A 20311-nucleotide genomic window follows, 5' to 3' on the forward strand; every position below is an offset into this window, starting at 1 on the left:
GAGAAGGCCGCCTTGCCTTCTCTTATTTATTTTAGTAAGTTATCATAAAGTACTTTTTCTTGCCGCGGCGGATAACTGTCAGTTCATTATCGATCTTGTCTTTATCTGAAAGACTGTAGGCAGTATCCTGAACACGACTGCCGTTAATGTAAATGGCACCGTTTTGCAAATCTTCACGAGCCTGACGTTTAGAAGTGACAATTCCTGATGTAACAAGGATATCAACAATATTAAGGGAGTCCTGAGACTGGACGGCATAGTTAGGAACATTGCTGAGTCCCTGCTTGAGTTCTGCTGCTGTGAGCTTTTGGATATTGCCGCTAAAGAGCTGCTCAGTGATATTAAGAGCTTCCTTATAGGCCGCTTCACCGTGGACAAGCGTTACCACTTCGCGCGCTAAGACTTTTTGTGCCAGGCGTTTATGGGGTTCGGCTTCAAAGGACTTGCGAATATCTTCAATTTCTGTCAGCGGCAGGAAGGTGAAAATTTTAAGGAAGCGGACAGCGTCCTCGTCCATAACGTTGAGCCAGAACTGATACATTTCGTAAGGTGAGGTTTTGCTGGCATCGAGCCAGACGGCATTGCCTTCGGATTTTCCAAATTTTTTTCCTGTAGCATCCGTAATCAGCGGGACTGTGATAACATGTGAGACTTTATCAGCCTTGCGGCGCAAAAGTTCAGTTCCTGCGGTCATATTGCCCCATTGGTCGGAGCCGCCGATCTGAAGTGTCACACCGTAACGGCGGTTGAGCTCATAAAAGTCAAAGCCCTGCATAATCTGATAGGCAAACTCCGTGTAAGAAATCCCAGTCTCGATCCTCTTCTTGACAGATTCCTTGCTCATCATATAATTAACTGTAAAATATTTACCGACATCGCGCAAGAAATCAATAAAACTGATATCAGCAAACCAGTCGTAATTGTTAACCATCTCTGCTTTGTTGCTGCCGCTGTCAAAATTGAGGAAGTGGGAGAGCTGCGCCTGAATCTTGGCTACCCAACCGTCAACAGTTTCTTTTGTCTGCAGACTGCGCTCAGTATCCTTAAAAGATGGGTCGCCGATGAGCCCGGTAGCTCCTCCGACAAGGGGATAAGGCTTATGTCCGGCTAACTGCAGGTGGCGGCAGACAATAATTGGCACCAGATGCCCCAGATGGAGACTGTCTGCAGTAGGATCATAACCGGAATAAAAGGCAAGCGGTCCTTCTGTCAATGCTTTTTCCAGCGCTTCTTCGTCAGTTGTTTGAAAAATCAAACCGCGTTCTTTGAGTTCTTCAAAGATAGTCATGGTTTTCTCCTTATTCAGAAAGATATGTCACAGGCCATTATACCAAAAATGAGTCTTTATATGCAAGTACTGGTAAATTTGATATAATATAGGTTGAGGTGCTGTCATGTTCAAGTGGAAAAATAAAAATAGAAAACAAAATTTATCCTTCTGGGATTTTGGTTCTGTTAGTCTCAGAACCTTAAAATTAATGTCAGATTTTTTCTATGTCATGATTTTATTATTTGTTATGCTGGGAGCAGGGCTGGCCTTGGGCTATTTGGCCAGCCAGATTGACTCTGTTAAAGTTCCCAGTAAGGCAAGTTTAGTCAGTCAGGTAGAATCGCTGACCATGATTTCTAAGATGAATTATGCTGATGGCAGTTCGATTTCGGAAATTGATACTGATTTGCTGAGAACTCCTGTGGCAGAAGAGGCGATCTCGGATAATATAAAAGAGGCTGTTATTGCAACCGAAGACGAGAATTTTGCCAGCCACAACGGTGTAGTTCCTAAGGCAGTTTTTCGTGCAACTTTAGCTTCTGTTCTGGGTTTGGGAGAAACAAGCGGCGGCTCAACTTTGACCCAGCAGCTGTTAAAACAGCAAGTACTGGGAGACGATCCCACTTTTAAACGCAAATCGCGGGAGATTATTTATGCTTTAGCCCTGGAGCGGTATCTGAGCAAGGATGAAATCCTGACAGATTACCTGAATGTTTCCCCTTTCGGGCGCAATAACAGAGGAGAAAATATCGCCGGTGTTGAAGAAGCTGCTCAAGGTATTTTCGGGGTTTCAGCCAAGGATTTAACAATTCCTCAAGCTGCTTATTTGGCTGGACTTCCGCAAAGTCCGATTGTGTATTCCCCTTATACAGCAGACGGTCGCTTTAAGTCAGATGAAGATATAGCTTACGGGCTGCAAAGGCAAGAAAATGTTCTTTACAATATGTACCGGACCGGAGTTCTGACCGCTGAGGAATACACATCTTATAAAGATTATGATATACGTCAGGACTTTATTGAACCTGTAGCTGCTGAGACTGCTGAGCACGATTACCTTTATTATGCTGTAATGGAGGAAGCACAGGAGGCGATGTATGCCTATCTTATCGAAAGGGATGAGGTTTCTAAGCAGGACTTAAAAAATGATGAAACAAAGCTTGCTTACCGAAAAAAGGCACTTGAAGAACTGCAGCAGGGCGGTTATACGGTTAAAACAACTATCAATAAAAAAGTTTATGACGCTATGCAGGCGGCAGTCAGCCAGTACGGCGGTGTCTTAGATCAGGAAAGCTCCCAGAGAGTTGAAGTCGGAAATGTCTTGATGGACAATAAGACAGGTGCCATACTGGGCTTTATCGGCGGCCGGGATTATGCACAGAATCAAAATAACCATGCTTTTGACACAGCCAGATCTCCGGGGTCCAGTATCAAGCCAATCATTGCTTACGGGCCGGCTATTGATCAGGGCCTACTGGGCAGTGCCAGTATGCTGTCGAATTACCCGACAACCTTCTCCAGCGGAGAAAAAATCATGCATGGAACTGATGAAGGAACTGCAATGATTAATTTGCAGGAAGCACTCAATACTTCTTGGAATATTCCTGCCTACTGGACATATAAGCTTCTGCGTGACCAAGGTGTTGACGTTGAGAGTTATATGACAAAATTAGGCTATGATATCGCTGACTACTCTATTGAAAGTCTGCCCTTGGGAGGAGGGATTGAAACAACTGTCGAGCAGCAGGTTAATGCTTATCAGATGATCGCCAACCGCGGTGTTTATCAGGAAGGTTACATGGTAGAGAGTATCACGGACAGTGAGGGGAAAACGATTTATGAGCATAAAGAAAATCCTGTTCGTGTTTTCTCAGCAGCGACTGCCACAATTTTAAATCAGTTGCTGAGAGAGCCCATTACAAGCGGAGGCACTACTAAATTCTATGAAGATTTAAAGGGACTCAATGAAAATGCTGGAACGGCTGATTGGACAGGAAAAACTGGAACGACTGATAACTACTCGGATGTTTGGCTTGTTGTCTCGACACCGACAGCTACTCTAGGAGGCTGGGCCGGTAATGATGATAATGCGTCTCTGTCATCTTCATCCGGCTACAATTACAATGCCCAGTATATGGCTTATTTGGTTGATGCTATTCACGATGCTGATCCAGGGGTATTTTCTGTCTCGGAAAAATTTGGTTTGGATGACAGCGTTGTTAAGTCAACTGTCCTCAAATCAACAGGACTTCAGGCTGGGGCAGTCTCAGTTAATGGCCGCAATATTACAGTCGGCGGTGAAACGACGACAAGTTATTGGGCTAAAAATGGGGCTGGTTCTATGACTTATAAGTTTGCTATCGGCGGAACAGACAGTGATTATCAAAAGGCTTGGGCGGCACTTGGCGGGGGAAGCTGATTCCCTATCTGGGCAGGCACAAAGTGCTATTTTAAATCTGTTTTGAAGGTGTAAAAAAAGACAGAAATCAGATTTTGACTGATTTGATGGTTCCTGCCCCCTAGCTGCTGTCCCTTTGGTTTTTAGAAATCAGTCAGCTATTTAGAGGCCGTAGAGAGTAATGGGAAACCGATTTCTGATGTTTGCTGATTTTCTCCTTGCTCCCTTTCATTTATTTACGGTCTCTTCACAGGGATAGTTTTGCAAAAATGCTTGACTTGGACCCGCTCTAAGATGTTAGGATAAAGTGAAAAGACTTATAGGCTTTGTCAGTCTTTTCTTGCTATTTGCTGTTTTTATAGTTAAAAATAAAATGTCGTTCTCCGCACTTTTTGATTAGGAGTATTTGTCCGTATTGTTTATGAACATGGAAGGATTTTGTTTTTGATTATAGAGCAAGTATGCCATAATGTGGCCATTGTTAAACAGGAGGAGAAAATTATGGTTAAGGTTTATAAAATGAATGATGGCTTATCCATTCCCGCTGTTGGGTTTGGAACTTTTAAGGCGGCTGATGGAGAAGAGGCTTACCAGTCAACTTTGGCTGCTCTGAAAGCCGGCTACCGTCATATTGATACGGCAGCTATTTATCGTAATGAAGAAAGTGTTGGCCGTGCGATTAAAGACAGCGGTATACCACGTGAAGAACTTTTTGTAACCACTAAATTATGGAATGATTCACACAGCTATGAAGCCGCTAAAGAGGCTCTGGCAACGTCCTTGGAAAAACTGCAGCTGGACTATGTTGATTTATATTTGATTCACTGGCCAAATCCTAAGGCAATTCGTGATCACTGGGAAGAAGGAAATGCTGAAGCTTGGCGCTATATGGAAGATGCGCAGCAGGCGGGGCTCATCCGTTCCATAGGTGTCAGTAACTTTTTGGTGCATCATCTGGAAGCTTTAGCCAAAACGGCCCGGGTAACTCCGGCAGTCAACCAAATCCGTCTGGCTCCGGGCTGCTATCAAGAGGAAGTCGTTAATTATTGCCGGGAGCATAAGATTGTTATTGAAGCTTGGGGACCTTTGGGACAAGGAGAACTTTTTACAAATACTGAGATGCAGGTTTTGGCAAATAAATACGGTAAAACAATTGCCCAGCTTGCACTTGCATGGTCAGTGTATGAAGGGTTCTTGCCTCTGCCAAAATCTGTTCATCAGGATCGTATCAAGGAAAACCTGAATTTTGATGATATTAAATTGAGTGCAGAAGATGCTGAGCAAATTAAACAGCTGGCCGGTGCGACGCCAGCTCCTGATCCAGACAGCAAAGACTTTTAGGAGTGCATGGGGGGTAGACGGCTGTCTTTCCCCCATTTTATATTGTCTTGTGTGGTGTCAAAAGGATTTTTAAGGCTGTTTTCAGCCTTAGAGAATGGCGCTGACTTTTAACCGCACTGTAATTTTAGTGTTTAAAGCTCTTTGTAAAAAGGTAAAACTTCTTAGAAATTAAGGCCTCTCTGTTGGTTTTTCGAGTTTTGCTGTGAACTTTGAACGGTCTTTGTATCTTATGTGGGGAAGGAGAAAATGATGGAATATATTAAAACACGTGCAGCGGTTGCCTGGGCACCCAATGAACCTTTAAAAATCGAGGAGTTAGACCTGATGATGCCGCAAAAAGGTGAAGTTATGGTCCGTATTACAGCCACAGGCGTCTGCCATACTGACGCTTACACTCTTTCGGGGAAGGATTCAGAAGGAGTTTTTCCTTGTGTACTTGGACATGAAGGAGCTGGTATTGTTGAAGCAGTCGGTGAAGGGGTAACTGAATTTCAAGTTGGGGATCATGTCATTCCGCTATATACCGCTGAATGCGGAAAATGTAAATTCTGCTTGTCAGGAAAAACGAACTTGTGCTCTGCAGTCCGTGAGACTCAAGGGCAGGGTCTTATGCCTGATGGGACTGTTCGCTTCTTTAAAGATGGTCAGCCGATTTATCATTACATGGGAACGTCCACCTTTGCTGAACATACAGTTGTTTCAGAATACTCTCTTGTTAAAATCAGAGATGATGCTCCTCTTGAGGAGGTCTGCCTGCTGGGCTGCGGTGTAACCACTGGAATGGGGGCCGTTTTGAATACTGCACAGGTCGAAGAAGGCTCAACTGTAGCGATTTTTGGTCTGGGAGGTATCGGACTGGCGGCGATTATTGGTGCCCGTATGGCTAAAGCATTGCGCATTATTGCTATTGATCTTAACCCAGATAAATTTGCAAAAGCTAAAGAGTTGGGAGCTACTGACTTTATCAATCCTAATGATTATGATAAACCTATTCAGGAGGTAATTATAGAAATGACGGATGGCGGTGTAGATTATTCCTTTGAATGCATTGGGAATGTAGACGTTATGCGCTCTGCTCTGGAATGCTGTCATAAAGGCTGGGGAGAAAGTATCATTATCGGTGTAGCACCAGCCGGCGCTGAAATCCATACACGGCCCTTCCAGTTAGTAACCGGACGTGTCTGGCGGGGATCAGCTTTTGGCGGTGTTAAAGGGAAAAGTCAGCTTCCTGGGATTGTCAATCAGTATATGGAGGGAGAGTTTGCCTTAAGTGATTTTATTACCCATACGCTGTCTTTGGAGCAGATTAATCAGGCTTTTGACTTGATGCATGAAGGGCAGTCTATTCGTACAGTCATTCACTATTAAGGAGGAAGCATGAAACGATTAGCAAGGCATAAAAGTTTTGGAGGATGGCATGAACGCTACAGTCATCAGTCCAAGATGACAAATACAGAGATGACATTTGCCATTTACCTTCCGCCGCAAGCTGAACAAGGGAAAAGAGTGCCGGTCCTTTATTTTCTGTCAGGCTTAACTTGTACGGATGAGAATTTCTCTACCAAGGCTGGCGCGCAGCAGTATGCGGCCAAATATGGTTTGGCACTGGTTATACCTGATACTTCGCCGAGGGGGCAAGAGGTAGCAGATGATGATGCTTATGACTTGGGGCAAGGAGCCGGCTTTTATTTAAATGCAACACAGAGCCCTTGGGCTGAACATTACCGCATGTATGATTATATTGTGGAGGAATTACCAGAACTGATTGAAACCAATTTCCCTGTAACAGGTCAGGCCTCCATTTTTGGCCATAGCATGGGCGGTCACGGCGCTCTGCAAATTGGTCTGAAAAATTCTGAACGTTACTCTTCTATCTCGGCGTTTGCTCCTATAGTCAACCCAAGTGAGGTTCCCTGGGGACAAAAGGCCTTTACTGCTTATCTAGGGCCTGATCAATCTGCTTGGCAGACTTATGACAGCACTAAACTTATTGCGCTAGCTGAAAACGTTCAGCCGATTTTGATAGACCAGGGATTGGCAGATGACTTTTATCCCCAGCAGCTTCAGCCGCAGGCTTTTGCTGAGGCAGCCAAGAAAAATGGTGCTGCAGTAACGCTTAACTGGCATGAAGGTTATGATCATAGCTATTATTTTATAGCCAGCTTTATAGAAAAGCATATTGCTTTTCATGCAGAGCATTTAGGCTTAAAAGCAGAGGCTGGCAGTAGTGACTGCCAATAACCGAAAATAATGCGAAAACAGCCAGTCAAAATGCTGCATCTTTTCCTGTGTATGCTAGGCAGTCGTTTACTAATCGCATAGACCTATGTCGGTGCCGCAGTCTACAGACTGCTTCTTTCAGCCCACCTAAAGGGCGATTAAGTGGTGGCAATCTTAGATCCCTGAAGAAAAGCTTGACTTAGACCAACTCTAAGGTGTTAGGATAAGATGGAGGAGGCAAATAATGATAACGATTAAGCAAGCTGCTGAAGATTTAGGCTTATCAGCGCATGCCATCCGTTTCTACGAAAAAGAGGGCATGGTGACCATCCCAAGAAATGAGAGAGGCATCCGAAATTTTGATGACCAATGCATGGACCGCTTAAAAGCTATTGTGCATTATCGGCGCGTAGGGATGTCTTTGCAGGATATTCGTGCTGTATTAGCTGAATTTCACAATCATGCTCTATCCACAAGGCTTTTGGAAAAAACGAAGCACGATTTGGAAATGCAAATTGAGCATTTGCAGGAAACTCATACCTATTTAGTTGAAAAAATAAAAATTCATCGCCATTTGGCAGAGTTGGAGGCAAATGGCTTTGATGAAGATGAACGAACGAAAGTTTATTATGATCTAAGAAGGGATGATGATAATTAGAGCAGGAGATGGTTTGCTTATTTGCTGCAGTTTAGCGGTTTTTCTGCCTTGCCTGCTCTTTGCGGGGCGGTTTTTTTAGTGTAAACTCTTACTTTAAGTAGTTTTGTTTAAGCTGACAGGAAGAGCAGCTGTTTTGGCGATTTTCGGTGTGTCAGCAATGTTTTATCCACTGGCATGTGCTTACTGGCTCAAAAAAATCTACCACATACCGTAGAGTAAAATGGCTTGCTTTTCTCTATAAAGTGAGGTATAATACTTATAGTTATTTGTCGTCTGATTTGGTTGAAATATTGTCCAACCGAAGATTACAGCAGTTAAATCAAACTTTGAAAAGTCGATTTAGCTGCTCTTTTTGTGTCTGTTTTTAGTAAAAATAAATATTGTAACAAATATTTAAAGATTCTGAAAAAAGCAAAAAGATAGAGCAGAATGGCAGATTGTAGATAATGTCGGCTAACTTTTGGGCTGAATAAACTGATTTCAGTCTGATAAGTTTCAGTAGTTTATTTTAAAGGAGCGGAAAACGTGGCAGGACATGAAGTACAGTACGGGAAACATCGTACACGTCGCAGCTTTTCAAGAATCAAAGAAGTTCTTGATTTACCTAATCTGATTGAGATTCAAACGGATTCATTTCAAGAGTTTTTGGATAATGGGCTGAAAGAAGTGTTCGAGGATGTGCTCCCTATTTCAAACTTTACCGATACAATGGAGCTTGAATTTGTCGGCTATGAGTTTAAGGAGCCTAAGTATACGCTTGAAGAAGCACGAATCCATGATGCTAGTTATTCAGCACCGATTTTTGTGACTTTCCGTTTGATTAACAAGGAGAGCGGTGAAATTAAGACTCAGGAAGTTTTCTTCGGTGATTTTCCGATTATGACTGAGATGGGAACCTTTATTATTAACGGTGGTGAACGTATTATTGTGAGCCAGCTGGTAAGGTCGCCCGGTGTCTATTTCAATGATAAAATTGATAAGAACGGTAAAGTCGGCTATGGTTCAACGGTCATTCCTAACCGCGGGGCCTGGCTGGAATTGGAAACTGATGCTAAAGATGTGGCTTACACGCGGATTGACCGGACGAGGAAAATTCCTTTTACAACCTTAGTTCGTGCACTAGGCTTCTCAGGAGATGATGAGATTATTGATATCTTTGGGGACAGTGAACTTGTCCGCAATACAATCGAAAAGGATCTTCATAAAAATCCGAGTGATTCAAGGACAGATGAAGCCTTAAAAGAAATTTATGAGCGTCTTCGTCCGGGTGAGCCTAAAACGGCTGAAAGTTCGCGGAGTCTTCTGATTGCACGCTTCTTTGACCCGCGCCGTTATGATTTGGCAGCAGTGGGCCGTTATAAAATTAATAAAAAGCTTAATGTGAAAACACGTCTCTTAAATCAAACGCTCGCTGAAAATCTTGTTGACAGTGAAACTGGCGAAATATTGGTAGCTGCCGGAACTGTTATGAACCGAGATGTTCTTGATTCTATCGCTGATCGGATTGACCAAGGTTTAAACAGCTTTATTTATACACCGAATGACTATGCTGTTCTCACAGAGCCGGTGGTCTTACAGAAATTTAAGGTTCTTGCTCCTAACGACCCAGATCGCATTGTCACGATTGTCGGCAATGCTAATCCGGGAGACAGAGTACGGGCACTGACACCGGCTGATATTATAGCAGAGATGAGCTATTTCCTCAATCTTGCTGAAGGATTGGGAAAAGTGGACGATATTGACCATTTAGGAAATCGGCGGATTCGGGCGGTCGGAGAACTTCTGGCCAACCAGTTCCGTATCGGTCTTGCCCGGATGGAGCGCAATGTCCGTGAACGGATGAGTGTCCAAGAAAGCGAAACGCTGACTCCTCAGCAAATTATCAATATTCGCCCCGTCACAGCGGCTGTTAAAGAGTTTTTTGGCTCTTCACAGCTGTCTCAGTTTATGGATCAACACAATCCTTTGTCAGAATTATCGCATAAACGGCGGCTGTCAGCTCTTGGCCCCGGCGGGTTAACACGTGACCGTGCCGGTTATGAAGTGCGCGATGTCCACTACACGCATTACGGACGGATGTGTCCGATTGAGACGCCTGAGGGACCAAATATTGGTCTGATTAATAACTTGTCTTCATATGGGCATTTAAATAAATATGGCTTCATTCAAACTCCTTATCGAAAAGTTGATCGTAAAAGCGGTGTGGTCACAAATGAGATTGTCTGGCTGACAGCAGATGAAGAGGATGAGTATACAGTAGCGCAGGCAAACTCTAGGCTGAAAGAAGACAGCACATTTGCTGAAGAAATTGTTATGGGACGTCATCAAGGGACTAACCAAGAATTTCCGGCAAGTGCTGTTGATTATGTGGATGTGTCGCCAAAGCAGGTTGTCGCAGTTGCAACGGCATGCATTCCTTTCTTAGAAAATGATGACTCTAACCGCGCGCTCATGGGGGCTAACATGCAGCGGCAGGCTGTGCCTCTGATTGATCCGCACGCACCTTATGTCGGCACAGGAATGGAATATCAGGCTGCTCATGATTCGGGTGCTGCAGTTATCGCACAGCATGATGGACGGGTAACCTTCTCTGATGCTGAAAAAGTTGAAGTGCGCCGTGAAGATGGTTCGCTTGATGTTTACCGCATTACAAAATTCCGCCGTTCCAATTCCGGGACTGCATACAACCAGCGGACACTGGTTAAGGTTGGTGATCTTGTCGAAAAAGGCGACTTTATTGCTGACGGCCCATCAATGGAAAAAGGCGAGATGGCTCTTGGACAAAACCCAATTGTTGCTTATATGACTTGGGAAGGCTATAACTTTGAAGATGCTGTCATCATGAGTGAACGCTTAGTTAAGGACGATGTCTATACCTCTGTTCATTTGGAAGAATTTGAGTCTGAAACACGGGATACCAAATTAGGCCCCGAAGAAATTACACGTGAAGTGCCTAATGTCGGTGAAGATGCGCTTAAAGATCTTGACGAGATGGGGATTATCCGTATTGGTGCCGAAGTTAAAGAAGGCGACATCCTTGTTGGGAAGGTGACGCCTAAAGGTGAGAAAGATCTTTCCGCCGAGGAACGTTTGCTGCATGCTATCTTCGGTGATAAATCCCGCGAGGTTCGTGATACTTCACTGCGGGTTCCGCACGGCGGAGACGGTGTTGTTCGTGATGTTAAAATTTTTACCCGTGCCAATGGTGATGAGCTGCAGTCCGGTGTCAATATGCTGGTGCGCGTTTATATCGCTCAAAAACGGAAAATCAAAGTGGGAGACAAGATGGCCGGCCGGCATGGCAACAAGGGGGTAGTTTCCCGGATTGTACCGGTCGAAGACATGCCTTACCTGCCTGATGGCACACCGGTTGATATCATGCTGAATCCGCTTGGGGTTCCTTCGCGGATGAATATTGGACAGGTAATGGAACTTCATTTGGGGATGGCTGCTCGCAATCTCGGTATCCATATTGCAACTCCTGTTTTTGACGGAGCCAGTTCCGAGGATTTGTGGGAAACAGTAGAAGAAGCTGGCATGGCCTCTGATGCTAAAACGGTTTTATATGACGGCCGGACAGGCGAACCTTTTGATAATCGGGTTTCTGTCGGGGTGATGTACATGATCAAGCTGCACCATATGGTTGATGATAAGCTGCATGCACGTTCCGTCGGGCCTTACTCTTTGGTGACACAGCAGCCGCTTGGCGGGAAAGCACAGTTCGGAGGTCAGCGTTTTGGGGAGATGGAAGTCTGGGCTTTGGAAGCTTACGGGGCTTCAAATGTTCTTCAGGAAATTCTGACTTACAAGTCGGATGATGTTAATGGCCGCTTAAAAGCTTATGAAGCGATTACCAAAGGAAAACCAATTCCAAAACCGGGCGTACCGGAATCTTTCCGTGTACTGGTCAAAGAACTGCAGTCACTTGGCCTTGATATGCGAGTGCTTGATGAAGATAATCAGGAAGTAGAGCTTCGTGATCTTGACGATGGTGAAGATGATGATGTTATGCATGTTGATGATCTTGAGAGAGCTCGGCAAAAACAGGCACAGGAAGCGGCTGAATTTACAAATGAAGAAAAATAATTCTGTTTATCTGACAGAAAATCACATGCTAGTGCTGAGTTTTTGAAACTTTTAGACTAGTTTTGTAGCTATATCAAAGAAAGGTAGAACTAGTGGTTGACGTAAATCGATTTAAAAGTATGCAAATCACATTGGCTTCACCTAACAAAGTCCGTTCTTGGTCTTATGGTGAAGTTAAGAAACCTGAAACAATCAACTACCGTACATTAAAGCCGGAGCGTGAAGGTCTGTTTGATGAGGTTATTTTTGGTCCTACTAAGGACTGGGAGTGTGCCTGCGGCAAATATAAGCGTATTCGATACAAAGGCATTATCTGCGACCGCTGCGGTGTGGAAGTTACACGGGCTAAGGTTCGCCGTGAACGAATGGGACATATAGAATTAAAAGCACCGGTTTCACATATCTGGTACTTTAAAGGAATTCCCAGCCGTATGGGGCTGACGCTTGATATGAGTCCGCGGGCGCTTGAAGAAGTTATCTATTTTGCAGCTTATGTTGTTATTGATCCGCTGGACACTCCGCTGGAGCCAAAATCACTTTTGACTGAGCGTGAGTACCGTGAGAAGCTGCAGGAATACGGTCAGGGTTCCTTTATTGCCAAGATGGGAGCTGAAGCGATTCAGGATTTGCTTAAGCGGGTTGATATTCAAGCAGAGATTGCAGAGCTTAAAGAAGAACTCAAAACAGCAACCGGTCAAAAACGGGTTAAGGCAGTCCGCCGTCTGGATGTTTTGGATGCTTTCCAGAAATCTGGCAACAAGCCGGAATGGATGGTCTTAAATATCCTGCCGGTCATTCCGCCGGATTTGCGCCCGATGGTACAGCTGGACGGAGGCCGTTTTGCAGCCTCAGATTTAAACGACCTATACAGGCGTGTTATCAATCGTAATAATCGTCTGGCCCGTTTGTTGGAACTTAATGCTCCGGGAATTATTGTTCAAAATGAAAAACGGATGCTCCAAGAAGCGGTGGATGCGCTTATTGATAACGGCCGCCGGGGACGCCCTATTACTGGTCCGGGGAGCCGTCCACTCAAATCACTCAGCCATATGCTAAAAGGGAAACAAGGGCGTTTCCGTCAAAATTTGCTTGGGAAGCGTGTTGATTTTTCTGGCCGTTCGGTTATTGCTGTCGGACCGACCTTGAAAATGTATCAGTGCGGCGTTCCGAGGGAAATGGCTATTGAGCTCTTTAAGCCTTTTGTCATGCGCGAAATCGTAGCGCGGGACTATGCCGGAAATGTCAAAGCGGCTAAGCGGATGGTTGAGCGCGGTGATGAACGCATTTGGGACATTTTGGAAGAGGTCATTAAAGAACATCCAGTCCTCTTGAACCGGGCACCAACTTTACACAGACTGGGAATTCAAGCGTTTGAACCGGTCCTTATTGATGGTAAAGCTCTGCGTCTGCATCCGCTTGTTTGTGAGGCTTATAATGCCGATTTTGACGGAGACCAGATGGCTATCCATGTCCCGCTTTCAGAAGAAGCGCAGGCTGAGGCCCGCTTGTTAATGCTGGCTGCTGAGCATATCCTCAACCCTAAAGACGGCAAGCCTGTCGTTACGCCGTCTCAGGATATGGTGCTGGGGAATTACTATTTGACCATGGAAGATTTTGGCCGTGAAGGTGAAGGCATGATTTTCAAGGACCGCGATGAAGCGGTGATGGCCTACCGAAATGGCTATGTTCACCTGCACAGCCGGGTGGGGATTGCTGTTGACAGTATGCCAAACAAACCTTGGACCGATGATCAAAAGCATAAAATTATGGTCACAACAGTCGGTAAAATTCTCTTTAATGATATTATGCCTGAGGATCTTCCTTTCCTTCAGGAACCCAACAATGCCAATCTGACGGAAAAAACACCAGATAAATATTTCTTAGAGCCGGGGCAGGATATTCAGACAGTGCTTGCTTCTTTGGAACTCAATCAGCCCTTTAAGAAGAAAAACTTGGGAAATATTATTGCGGAGACCTTTAAACGCTTCCGGACAACAGAGACATCGGCTTTTCTTGACCGCTTAAAGAATCTGGGTTATTACCATTCTACTCTTGCTGGATTGACAGTGGGAATTGCCGATATTCCGGTTATTAATAACAAGGCTGAAATTATAGAAGCTGCTCACCATAAGGTTGAAGAAATTAATAAAGCCTTCCGCCGCGGACTGATGACAGACGACGATCGCTATATTGCGGTAACTGCAACTTGGCGTGAAGCAAAAGAAGAGCTTGAAAAACGCCTAATTGAAACTCAGGATCCTAAGAATCCAATCGTTATGATGATGGACTCCGGAGCCCGCGGGAATATTTCGAACTTCTCTCAGCTTGCTGGAATGCGCGGACTTATGGCGGCACCAAACGGTCGGATTATGGAACTTCCTATTTTGTCAAACTTCCGTGAAGGCTTGTCTGTTTTGGAAATGTTCTTCTCAACTCACGGTGCCCGTAAAGGCATGACCGATACAGCCCTTAAGACCGCGGACTCCGGCTATTTGACCCGCCGTTTGGTTGATGTCGCTCAAGATGTGATTATCCGTGAAGACGACTGCGGAACAGACCGCGGACTTGATATTACAGCTATTACTGATGGCAAAGAAGTAACAGAAACATTGGCAGAACGTTTAGTTGGACGCTATACCAAGAAATCTGTCAAAGATCCAAAAACAGGAGAGCTTATTGTTCCTGCTAATACTCTGCTGACAGAAGATATGGCTGACGCGATTGCCAAAGCCGGTGTTGAAAAGGTAACGATTCGTTCGGTCTTTACCTGCAATACCCGCCATGGTGTCTGCCGCCATTGTTATGGTATTAATCTGGCGACAGGCGATGCTGTCGAGGTTGGTGAAGCTGTCGGAACTGTTGCAGCACAATCTATCGGCGAGCCCGGAACCCAGCTTACTATGCGGACCTTCCACACGGGCGGTGTAGCATCAAATACTGATATTACTCAAGGTCTGCCACGGATTCAGGAAATTTTTGAAGCCCGTAATCCTAAAGGTGAAGCCGTGATTACCGAGGTCAAAGGTCAAATTGCTGATATTGAAGAAGATGCGGCGACCCGGACCAAAAAAGTATTTGTTCAGGGAGAAACTGGTACAGGAGAATACGTAGTACCATTTACTGCCCGAATGAAAGTGGAAATCGGAGATACTGTTCATCGCGGAGATGCCCTGACAGAAGGTTCTATTCAGCCTAAGCGTTTGCTTGAGGTACGAGATACCTTATCTGTTGAAACTTACCTTCTTGCTGAGGTACAAAAAGTTTACCGCAGCCAAGGGGTAGAAATTGGGGATAAGCACATTGAAGTGATGGTTAGGCAAATGCTCCGCAAGGTTCGTATCATGGATCCGGGAGATACTGATCTACTGCCAGGCACCTTGATGGACATTGCTGATTTTACAGATGCTAACAGAGAAATTGTCATCACAGGCGGTGTCCCTGCGACAAGCCGTCCTGTCCTGATGGGAATTACAAAGGCCTCTCTTGAGACAAATTCCTTCTTATCAGCAGCTTCCTTCCAAGAAACAACCCGAGTTCTGACTGACGCTGCGATTCGCGGGAAGCAGGATCATTTGCTGGGTCTTAAAGAAAATGTTATTATCGGGAAAATTATTCCTGCCGGAACAGGTATGGCTCGCTATCGGAATATTGAGCCGCAGGCTGTTAATGAGATTGAAATTATGGACGATGTAGAAACTATCGACATAGTTGAAACAGAAACTCTGGCAGCAGAATAATCTGATGATTTCAAAAGTCAGCCCCAAAGTTCAGTAAACAGCCTGACTTTGGGGCTTTTTGTTTACCTGACAAGCATTCATTAGCCGGCGCAGTGCAAATCTCAGCCATCTTAAGTAATCTGGAGATACTGTTTTACCTCCTGTCAGTATTAGGAGTAGACAATGGTTTATGGCATGTGAGCAGATTTTTTCAAAAAAATTCTATTTTTTTGTATAATAGCTTCTGTGAGGAAGTAAGTATTATGTATCAAGTAGTTAAAATGCAGGCTGAGTTCGAGCCTTGGTGGTTTTTTGAAGACTGGCAGAAAAATATTACAGAATCGGCAGACTTTATCCAATTTGACGAAGCTTTAGTGTGTTTTAAAGAGGAGTGGCAGAGGCTTTATCAAAAATTGCCCTGTTATCAAAGCCGCCAAACGTTATTAGCTGCTTTTTGGAGCAGCAAAGAACAATACTGGTGTGAAGAATGCGCTGACTATCTTCAGAACTATCATTCTCTTTTACTTTTAGAAGATTGGGAAATTGTTTCGCAGAAGCACTATATAGCCTGTTTTGAACAACAAAAAGGCCTTGTCTCTTTCTCTGGCTGATTTTACTGTATAAAAGAAAAAACTTTACATTGTTGTAAGGTTTTTTCTTTTTTTTACGAATAAATAAAATGAGGAGGTTAAGATGGTTCAGGATTTAGCAAAAATAATCATTAAAGAAGCTGTAGCAGCTAATGCTCAAGATATTTACATGATTCCCAAAGGAAACAGTTACGGACTGTACCTGCGTGTGGGTGTTGAAAGACAGCAGATGGACGGTTTTGAATCTTACCCTATAACGAGTCTTATTAGCCACTTTAAATTTGTTGCCGGAATGAATGTCGGTGAGAAGCGCCGCAGTCAGCTGGGAGCTTGTGATTATGCGTTTGCGGCAGATCAAACTGTTTCACTGCGTTTATCAAGTGTTGGTGATTACCGAGGCCGTGAAAGTTTAGTTATCCGTCTGCTGTATTCGGGGATTTACCACCTTAGATACTGGTTTGATACTGTTGAGCATCTGCAGGAAAATATCGGCGGCCGCGGCCTCTATCTTTTTTCAGGGCCGGTTGGTTCCGGCAAGACAACTCTTATGTATCAATTAGCAACTGAAAAATATTTCAATAAGCAGATTATTACGATTGAAGATCCTGTTGAGATCAAAGAAGAAGCAATGTTACAGCTCCAGCTTAATGAAAGCATCGGCATGACTTATGATAACCTCATCAAACTCTCGCTCCGCCACCGTCCGGATATCCTCATTATTGGAGAAATTCGGGATAAGAAAACGGCTCGTGCCGTTATACGGGCCAGTCTAACTGGTATTATCGTCTTTTCCACAGTTCATGCTAAAAGTATTTCCGGTGTCTATGCCCGCCTGCAGGAACTGGGAATCAGCCGAGAAGAGTTAAATAACAGTTTGCAGCTAATCGTTTATCAGCGATTAATCGGAGGGGGTGGAATGATTGATTTTGCTGACAAAAATTTCCAAGAACATATTCCAGACAAGTGGAATCAGCAGATTGACGAGCTTGCTGAAGGCGGTTATATCACCGAAGAAGAAGCGAAATACGAAAAAATTAAAACTTAAAGAACAAAGAAAGATTGTCCAATTATTTAATAATCTTTTTGACAGCGGTTTTAGTCTAACTGAAATGGTTGTCTTTCTTAAGCGCAGTCAGCTTTTGGCTGATAAGCATACTGATAAAATGCATAGCGTTTTGCTAAACGGGCAGGGACTAGCAGAAATGATGGCAGTATTAGGATTCTCTGATGCTGTTTTCACCCAGCTTACTTTGGCAGAGATTCACGGAAACACGAAAAGAAGTCTTCATAAAATAGAGTCTTATTTAGAGAGTCTTCTATTGGTTAGACGAAAGCTGATAGAGACTGGGACTTATCCGCTGCTGCTTCTGGCATTTTTAGTAATCTTGATGTTTAGTCTAAAAAACTATTTGCTGCCTCAATTGGAAGGAGTAAATTTTGCCAGTCAGGTCATTCTGCATTTCCCATCCTTGTTGCTGCTCTTGCTGTCGATCTTACTGGTGCTTGGTTCAGCTTTATATTTCTTTGCTAAACGGTTGCCGCGGATAACTATTGTTTCTTGGGGAAGTCGTTTACCTTGGCTGGGGGATTATCTTCGTCTGTATCTGACCGCTTATTATGCGCGTGAGTGGGGGAATCTAATCGGTCAGGGGATAGAATTAGCACAAATTGTGCAAATTATGCAAAAACAAAAAGCACAACTGTTTCGTGAATTAGGCCACCATATGGGAGAAGGCCTCCTTTCTGGAGAAGAGTTTCATAACAAAGTTTTGGAATATCCTTTCTTTTGTAAAGAATTGGGCCTGATAATTGAATACGGTGAGATCAAGGCTAAATTAGGCAAAGAATTAGAGATTTACGCTCAGGAAACTTGGGAAACATTCTTCAATCGGCTTATAAAGGCAACACAACTGATTCAGCCTCTTGTTTTTATTGCTGTTGCCTTGATGATTGTGATGATTTACGCAGCGATGCTGCTGCCAATGTATCAAAATATAGGAGGAAATTTTTAAATGAAAAGACTACTGTCCACTATCAAAAAGAGTAAAGCAGCCGCTTTTACTCTGCTGGAATGTCTAATAGCTCTTTTGGTCATATCGGGGTCTGTTCTTGTTTATGAAGCTTTGACGGCCTCGGTGATGGCAAATGTTCATTACTTATCTGATAATTATCAAGAAAACTGGCTTTTATTCTCGCAGCAATTGTATACAGAATTGGAAGGCAGCCATTTAGATAAAGTTGAACACAATAAATTGTATATAAGTCGGGACGGACAGAAGCTGGCTTTAGGAAAATCCAAGTCTGATGATTTTAGGAAGACACATGCGGACGGACGCGGTTATCAGCCTATGCTTTATGGTGTAGAAAGCAGTCAGATCAGCCAAAATGGCCATATTGTTACAATAAACTTGACTTTTAAAAATGGTTTAAAAAGGAGCTTTGTCTATGCTTTTGCGCACGAAAGTTAAAGCGGGGGTTCTACTATATGCCCTTCTTATGTCAGCAGTTTTTACCTTGTTACTGCAGTTCTATCTTAATCGGATGGTTGCGGCAGAAGGTCAGCATCGGGCGCAGATAACAGCCAGTCAAGCTTTTCTAATGGCGGAAGTGACTAGGGATTTGGCTGACTCATCTTCAGGGACAGTGATTTTTACACAGGGGCGGTCAAGCTATAAACAGGAAGCTGACAAACTAAATATTCAAGTTCAGATGGATAATGGAAAAGAGTTTTCATATCTTTTCCATTATGAAAAACAGAACAAAGACAAACAAGAAGCTGAGCAATCTGTGACAGAAGACACAGAACAGCCAGTCTCGGATTAGAGAGAAAAGGAAATAAGCTAATCTAGCTTGGCTCTATATCAGCGGTTGTTATTTTAGTCCCTGCCTTCAGAAAGTGCTACATCGGTACTCGTGTCTGTCTGTAGCTAATTTCTAAATTCTGAGATTCAATAAAATTATGTTCTTCATGCCAATGTCCAAAGCTAATGGTGACCTTTTCATCTGTCATGTTTTTTGATATGATAAAGGCGGAGGAAAACATGAACTTTGAAAAAATTGAAAGTGCCTATGAGTTGGTTTTAGAAAATATTCAAATTATCGAAAATCACATAAAAACAAATCTCTATGATGCCTTAATTGAACAAAATGCCTTTTATCTAGGTGACGATAGTGAGAATCAGCAGGTCAATTTAAATAATGGAAAATTACACGAGCTGAGATTAACACAAGAAGAGTGGCGCCGTGTTTTTCAGTTTATCTTTATCAAAGCAGCTCAAACTGAACAGCTTCAGGCTAATCATCAGCTGACACCTGATACAATCGGTTTTATCTTTTTGTTTTTGATTGAGCATCTGGCCGAAGCAGATAAACTGGATATTCTGGAAATTGGCAGCGGGACAGGCAATCTGGCAGCCACTTTGCTGAATAATAGTCAAAAACAGTTGGACTATCTGGGGATAGAGGTTGATGACCTACTAATTGATTTGTCGGCCAGCACTGCTGAAGTTATGAACCTGTCTGCTCGATTCTTGCAAGAAGATGCGGTTCGCCCGCAGATTTTGAGAGCAAGTGATATTATTATCAGCGATCTGCCTGTCGGTTTTTACCCTAACGATGAGATTGCTAAGCGCTATCAAGTTGCCAGTCATAAAGAGCATACTTATGCACACCATTTGTTGATGGAGCAGTCTTTGAAATATCTGAAAAAAGGAGGTTTTGCTCTTTTTTTAGCACCGAACGATCTGCTTACCAGCAGTCAGAGCGATTTGCTTAAGAACTGGCTGAAAGATTATGCTGATATCATCGCTGTCCTTACGTTACCGGAGTCTATTTTTGGGAAACCCGCTTATGCCAAGTCTATTTTTGTTTTGCGAAAGCAAGCTGACTGTAAAGTGGAAACTTTTCTTTACCCCTTCTCAAGTCTGCAGGATGGAGCTGTTCTTGATGACTTTATTGAGAATTTTCAAAAATGGAAAATTGATAATATGCATTTATGAAATTTTATGATAGAATAAAAATAGATTATGAAAACGC

At 43.6% G+C, this 20311-nt stretch carries 14 protein-coding genes; 13 read left to right on the plus strand and 1 reads right to left on the minus strand.

Features of this window, described 5'->3' with window-relative positions:
• Window positions 1–31 precede the first annotated feature (31 nt).
• Window positions 32–1288 carry a tyrosine--tRNA ligase gene (gene tyrS / locus A0O21_RS10315; RefSeq protein WP_067064882.1) on the minus strand — a complete coding sequence of 419 codons (1257 nt, stop codon included), beginning with the start codon at window positions 1286–1288 and terminating at the stop codon, window positions 32–34.
• 106 nt (window positions 1289–1394) lie between these two features.
• On the opposite strand from tyrS, the gene pbp1b reads away from it, so the two are divergent.
• The 13 genes from pbp1b to A0O21_RS10380 all read left to right on the plus strand — a co-directional run bounded on the left by pbp1b (window position 1395) and on the right by A0O21_RS10380 (window position 20274).
• Window positions 1395–3686: a penicillin-binding protein PBP1B gene (pbp1b, locus tag A0O21_RS10320; protein ID WP_067064885.1), complete on the plus strand. Its 2292-nt coding sequence runs from the start codon at window positions 1395–1397 to the stop codon at window positions 3684–3686.
• A gap of 480 nt (window positions 3687–4166) precedes the next feature.
• Entirely contained in the window at window positions 4167–5006 is an 840-nt protein-coding gene (locus tag A0O21_RS10325; protein ID WP_067064888.1) for an aldo/keto reductase, read from the plus strand.
• Between the two features lie 249 nt (window positions 5007–5255).
• On the plus strand, window positions 5256–6374 hold the full coding sequence (locus A0O21_RS10330) for an S-(hydroxymethyl)glutathione dehydrogenase/class III alcohol dehydrogenase (RefSeq protein WP_067064890.1): 1119 nt from the start codon (window positions 5256–5258) through the stop codon (window positions 6372–6374).
• Between the two features lie 9 nt (window positions 6375–6383).
• Window positions 6384–7247, plus strand: a complete 864-nt coding sequence (gene fghA, locus A0O21_RS10335; RefSeq protein WP_067064894.1) for an S-formylglutathione hydrolase — start codon at window positions 6384–6386, stop codon at window positions 7245–7247.
• Window positions 7248–7470: 223 nt separating this feature from the next.
• Window positions 7471–7884, plus strand: coding sequence for a MerR family transcriptional regulator (locus A0O21_RS10340; RefSeq protein ID WP_067064897.1), 414 nt, complete (start codon window positions 7471–7473; stop codon window positions 7882–7884).
• Window positions 7885–8409: 525 nt separating this feature from the next.
• Window positions 8410–11970, plus strand: a complete 3561-nt coding sequence (rpoB, locus tag A0O21_RS10345; RefSeq protein ID WP_067064899.1) for a DNA-directed RNA polymerase subunit beta — start codon at window positions 8410–8412, stop codon at window positions 11968–11970.
• A 92-nt stretch (window positions 11971–12062) separates the two neighbouring features.
• On the plus strand, window positions 12063–15707 hold the full coding sequence (rpoC, locus tag A0O21_RS10350; protein ID WP_067064901.1) for a DNA-directed RNA polymerase subunit beta': 3645 nt from the start codon (window positions 12063–12065) through the stop codon (window positions 15705–15707).
• Between the two features lie 242 nt (window positions 15708–15949).
• The gene (locus A0O21_RS10355) at window positions 15950–16297 is read left to right on the plus strand and encodes a DUF1033 family protein (RefSeq protein WP_067064904.1); all 348 of its coding nucleotides are present in this window, start codon (window positions 15950–15952) and stop codon (window positions 16295–16297) included.
• A gap of 82 nt (window positions 16298–16379) precedes the next feature.
• Entirely contained in the window at window positions 16380–17321 is a 942-nt protein-coding gene (gene comGA / locus A0O21_RS10360; RefSeq protein WP_067064906.1) for a competence type IV pilus ATPase ComGA, read from the plus strand.
• Window positions 17203–18288, plus strand: coding sequence for a competence type IV pilus assembly protein ComGB (comGB, locus tag A0O21_RS10365; protein WP_418346445.1), 1086 nt, complete (start codon window positions 17203–17205; stop codon window positions 18286–18288). The genes comGA and comGB overlap by 119 nt, the downstream gene beginning before the upstream one ends.
• A 21-nt stretch (window positions 18289–18309) precedes the next feature.
• Window positions 18310–18744: a competence type IV pilus minor pilin ComGF gene (gene comGF / locus A0O21_RS10370; RefSeq protein ID WP_067065306.1), complete on the plus strand. Its 435-nt coding sequence runs from the start codon at window positions 18310–18312 to the stop codon at window positions 18742–18744.
• 28 nt (window positions 18745–18772) lie between these two features.
• Window positions 18773–19099: a competence type IV pilus minor pilin ComGG gene (gene comGG, locus A0O21_RS10375; RefSeq protein ID WP_227806873.1), complete on the plus strand. Its 327-nt coding sequence runs from the start codon at window positions 18773–18775 to the stop codon at window positions 19097–19099.
• 218 nt (window positions 19100–19317) lie between these two features.
• Window positions 19318–20274 (plus strand): class I SAM-dependent methyltransferase, encoded by a 957-nt coding sequence (locus tag A0O21_RS10380; protein WP_067064916.1) that lies wholly within the window; start codon window positions 19318–19320, stop codon window positions 20272–20274.
• The last annotated feature ends 37 nt before the right edge of the window (window positions 20275–20311 follow it).

Source organism: Streptococcus pantholopis, from assembly GCF_001642085.1.
Classification (GTDB): Bacteria; Bacillota; Bacilli; order Lactobacillales; family Streptococcaceae; genus Streptococcus; species Streptococcus pantholopis.

What these genes read in the sequence shown, in the direction of transcription:
- pbp1b (WP_067064885.1), top strand. Translation starts at nt 1,395, where the DNA reads ATGTTCAAGTGGAAAAATAAAAATAGAAAACAAAATTTATCCTTCTGG.
- tyrS (WP_067064882.1), bottom strand. Translation starts at nt 1,288, where the DNA reads ATGACTATCTTTGAAGAACTCAAAGAACGCGGTTTGATTTTTCAAACA.
- fghA (WP_067064894.1), top strand. Translation starts at nt 6,384, where the DNA reads ATGAAACGATTAGCAAGGCATAAAAGTTTTGGAGGATGGCATGAACGC.
- A0O21_RS10340 (WP_067064897.1), top strand. Translation starts at nt 7,471, where the DNA reads ATGATAACGATTAAGCAAGCTGCTGAAGATTTAGGCTTATCAGCGCAT.
- comGG (WP_227806873.1), top strand. Translation starts at nt 18,773, where the DNA reads ATGTCAGCAGTTTTTACCTTGTTACTGCAGTTCTATCTTAATCGGATG.
- comGA (WP_067064906.1), top strand. Translation starts at nt 16,380, where the DNA reads ATGGTTCAGGATTTAGCAAAAATAATCATTAAAGAAGCTGTAGCAGCT.
- A0O21_RS10355 (WP_067064904.1), top strand. Translation starts at nt 15,950, where the DNA reads ATGTATCAAGTAGTTAAAATGCAGGCTGAGTTCGAGCCTTGGTGGTTT.
- A0O21_RS10330 (WP_067064890.1), top strand. Translation starts at nt 5,256, where the DNA reads ATGGAATATATTAAAACACGTGCAGCGGTTGCCTGGGCACCCAATGAA.
- A0O21_RS10325 (WP_067064888.1), top strand. Translation starts at nt 4,167, where the DNA reads ATGGTTAAGGTTTATAAAATGAATGATGGCTTATCCATTCCCGCTGTT.
- A0O21_RS10380 (WP_067064916.1), top strand. Translation starts at nt 19,318, where the DNA reads ATGAACTTTGAAAAAATTGAAAGTGCCTATGAGTTGGTTTTAGAAAAT.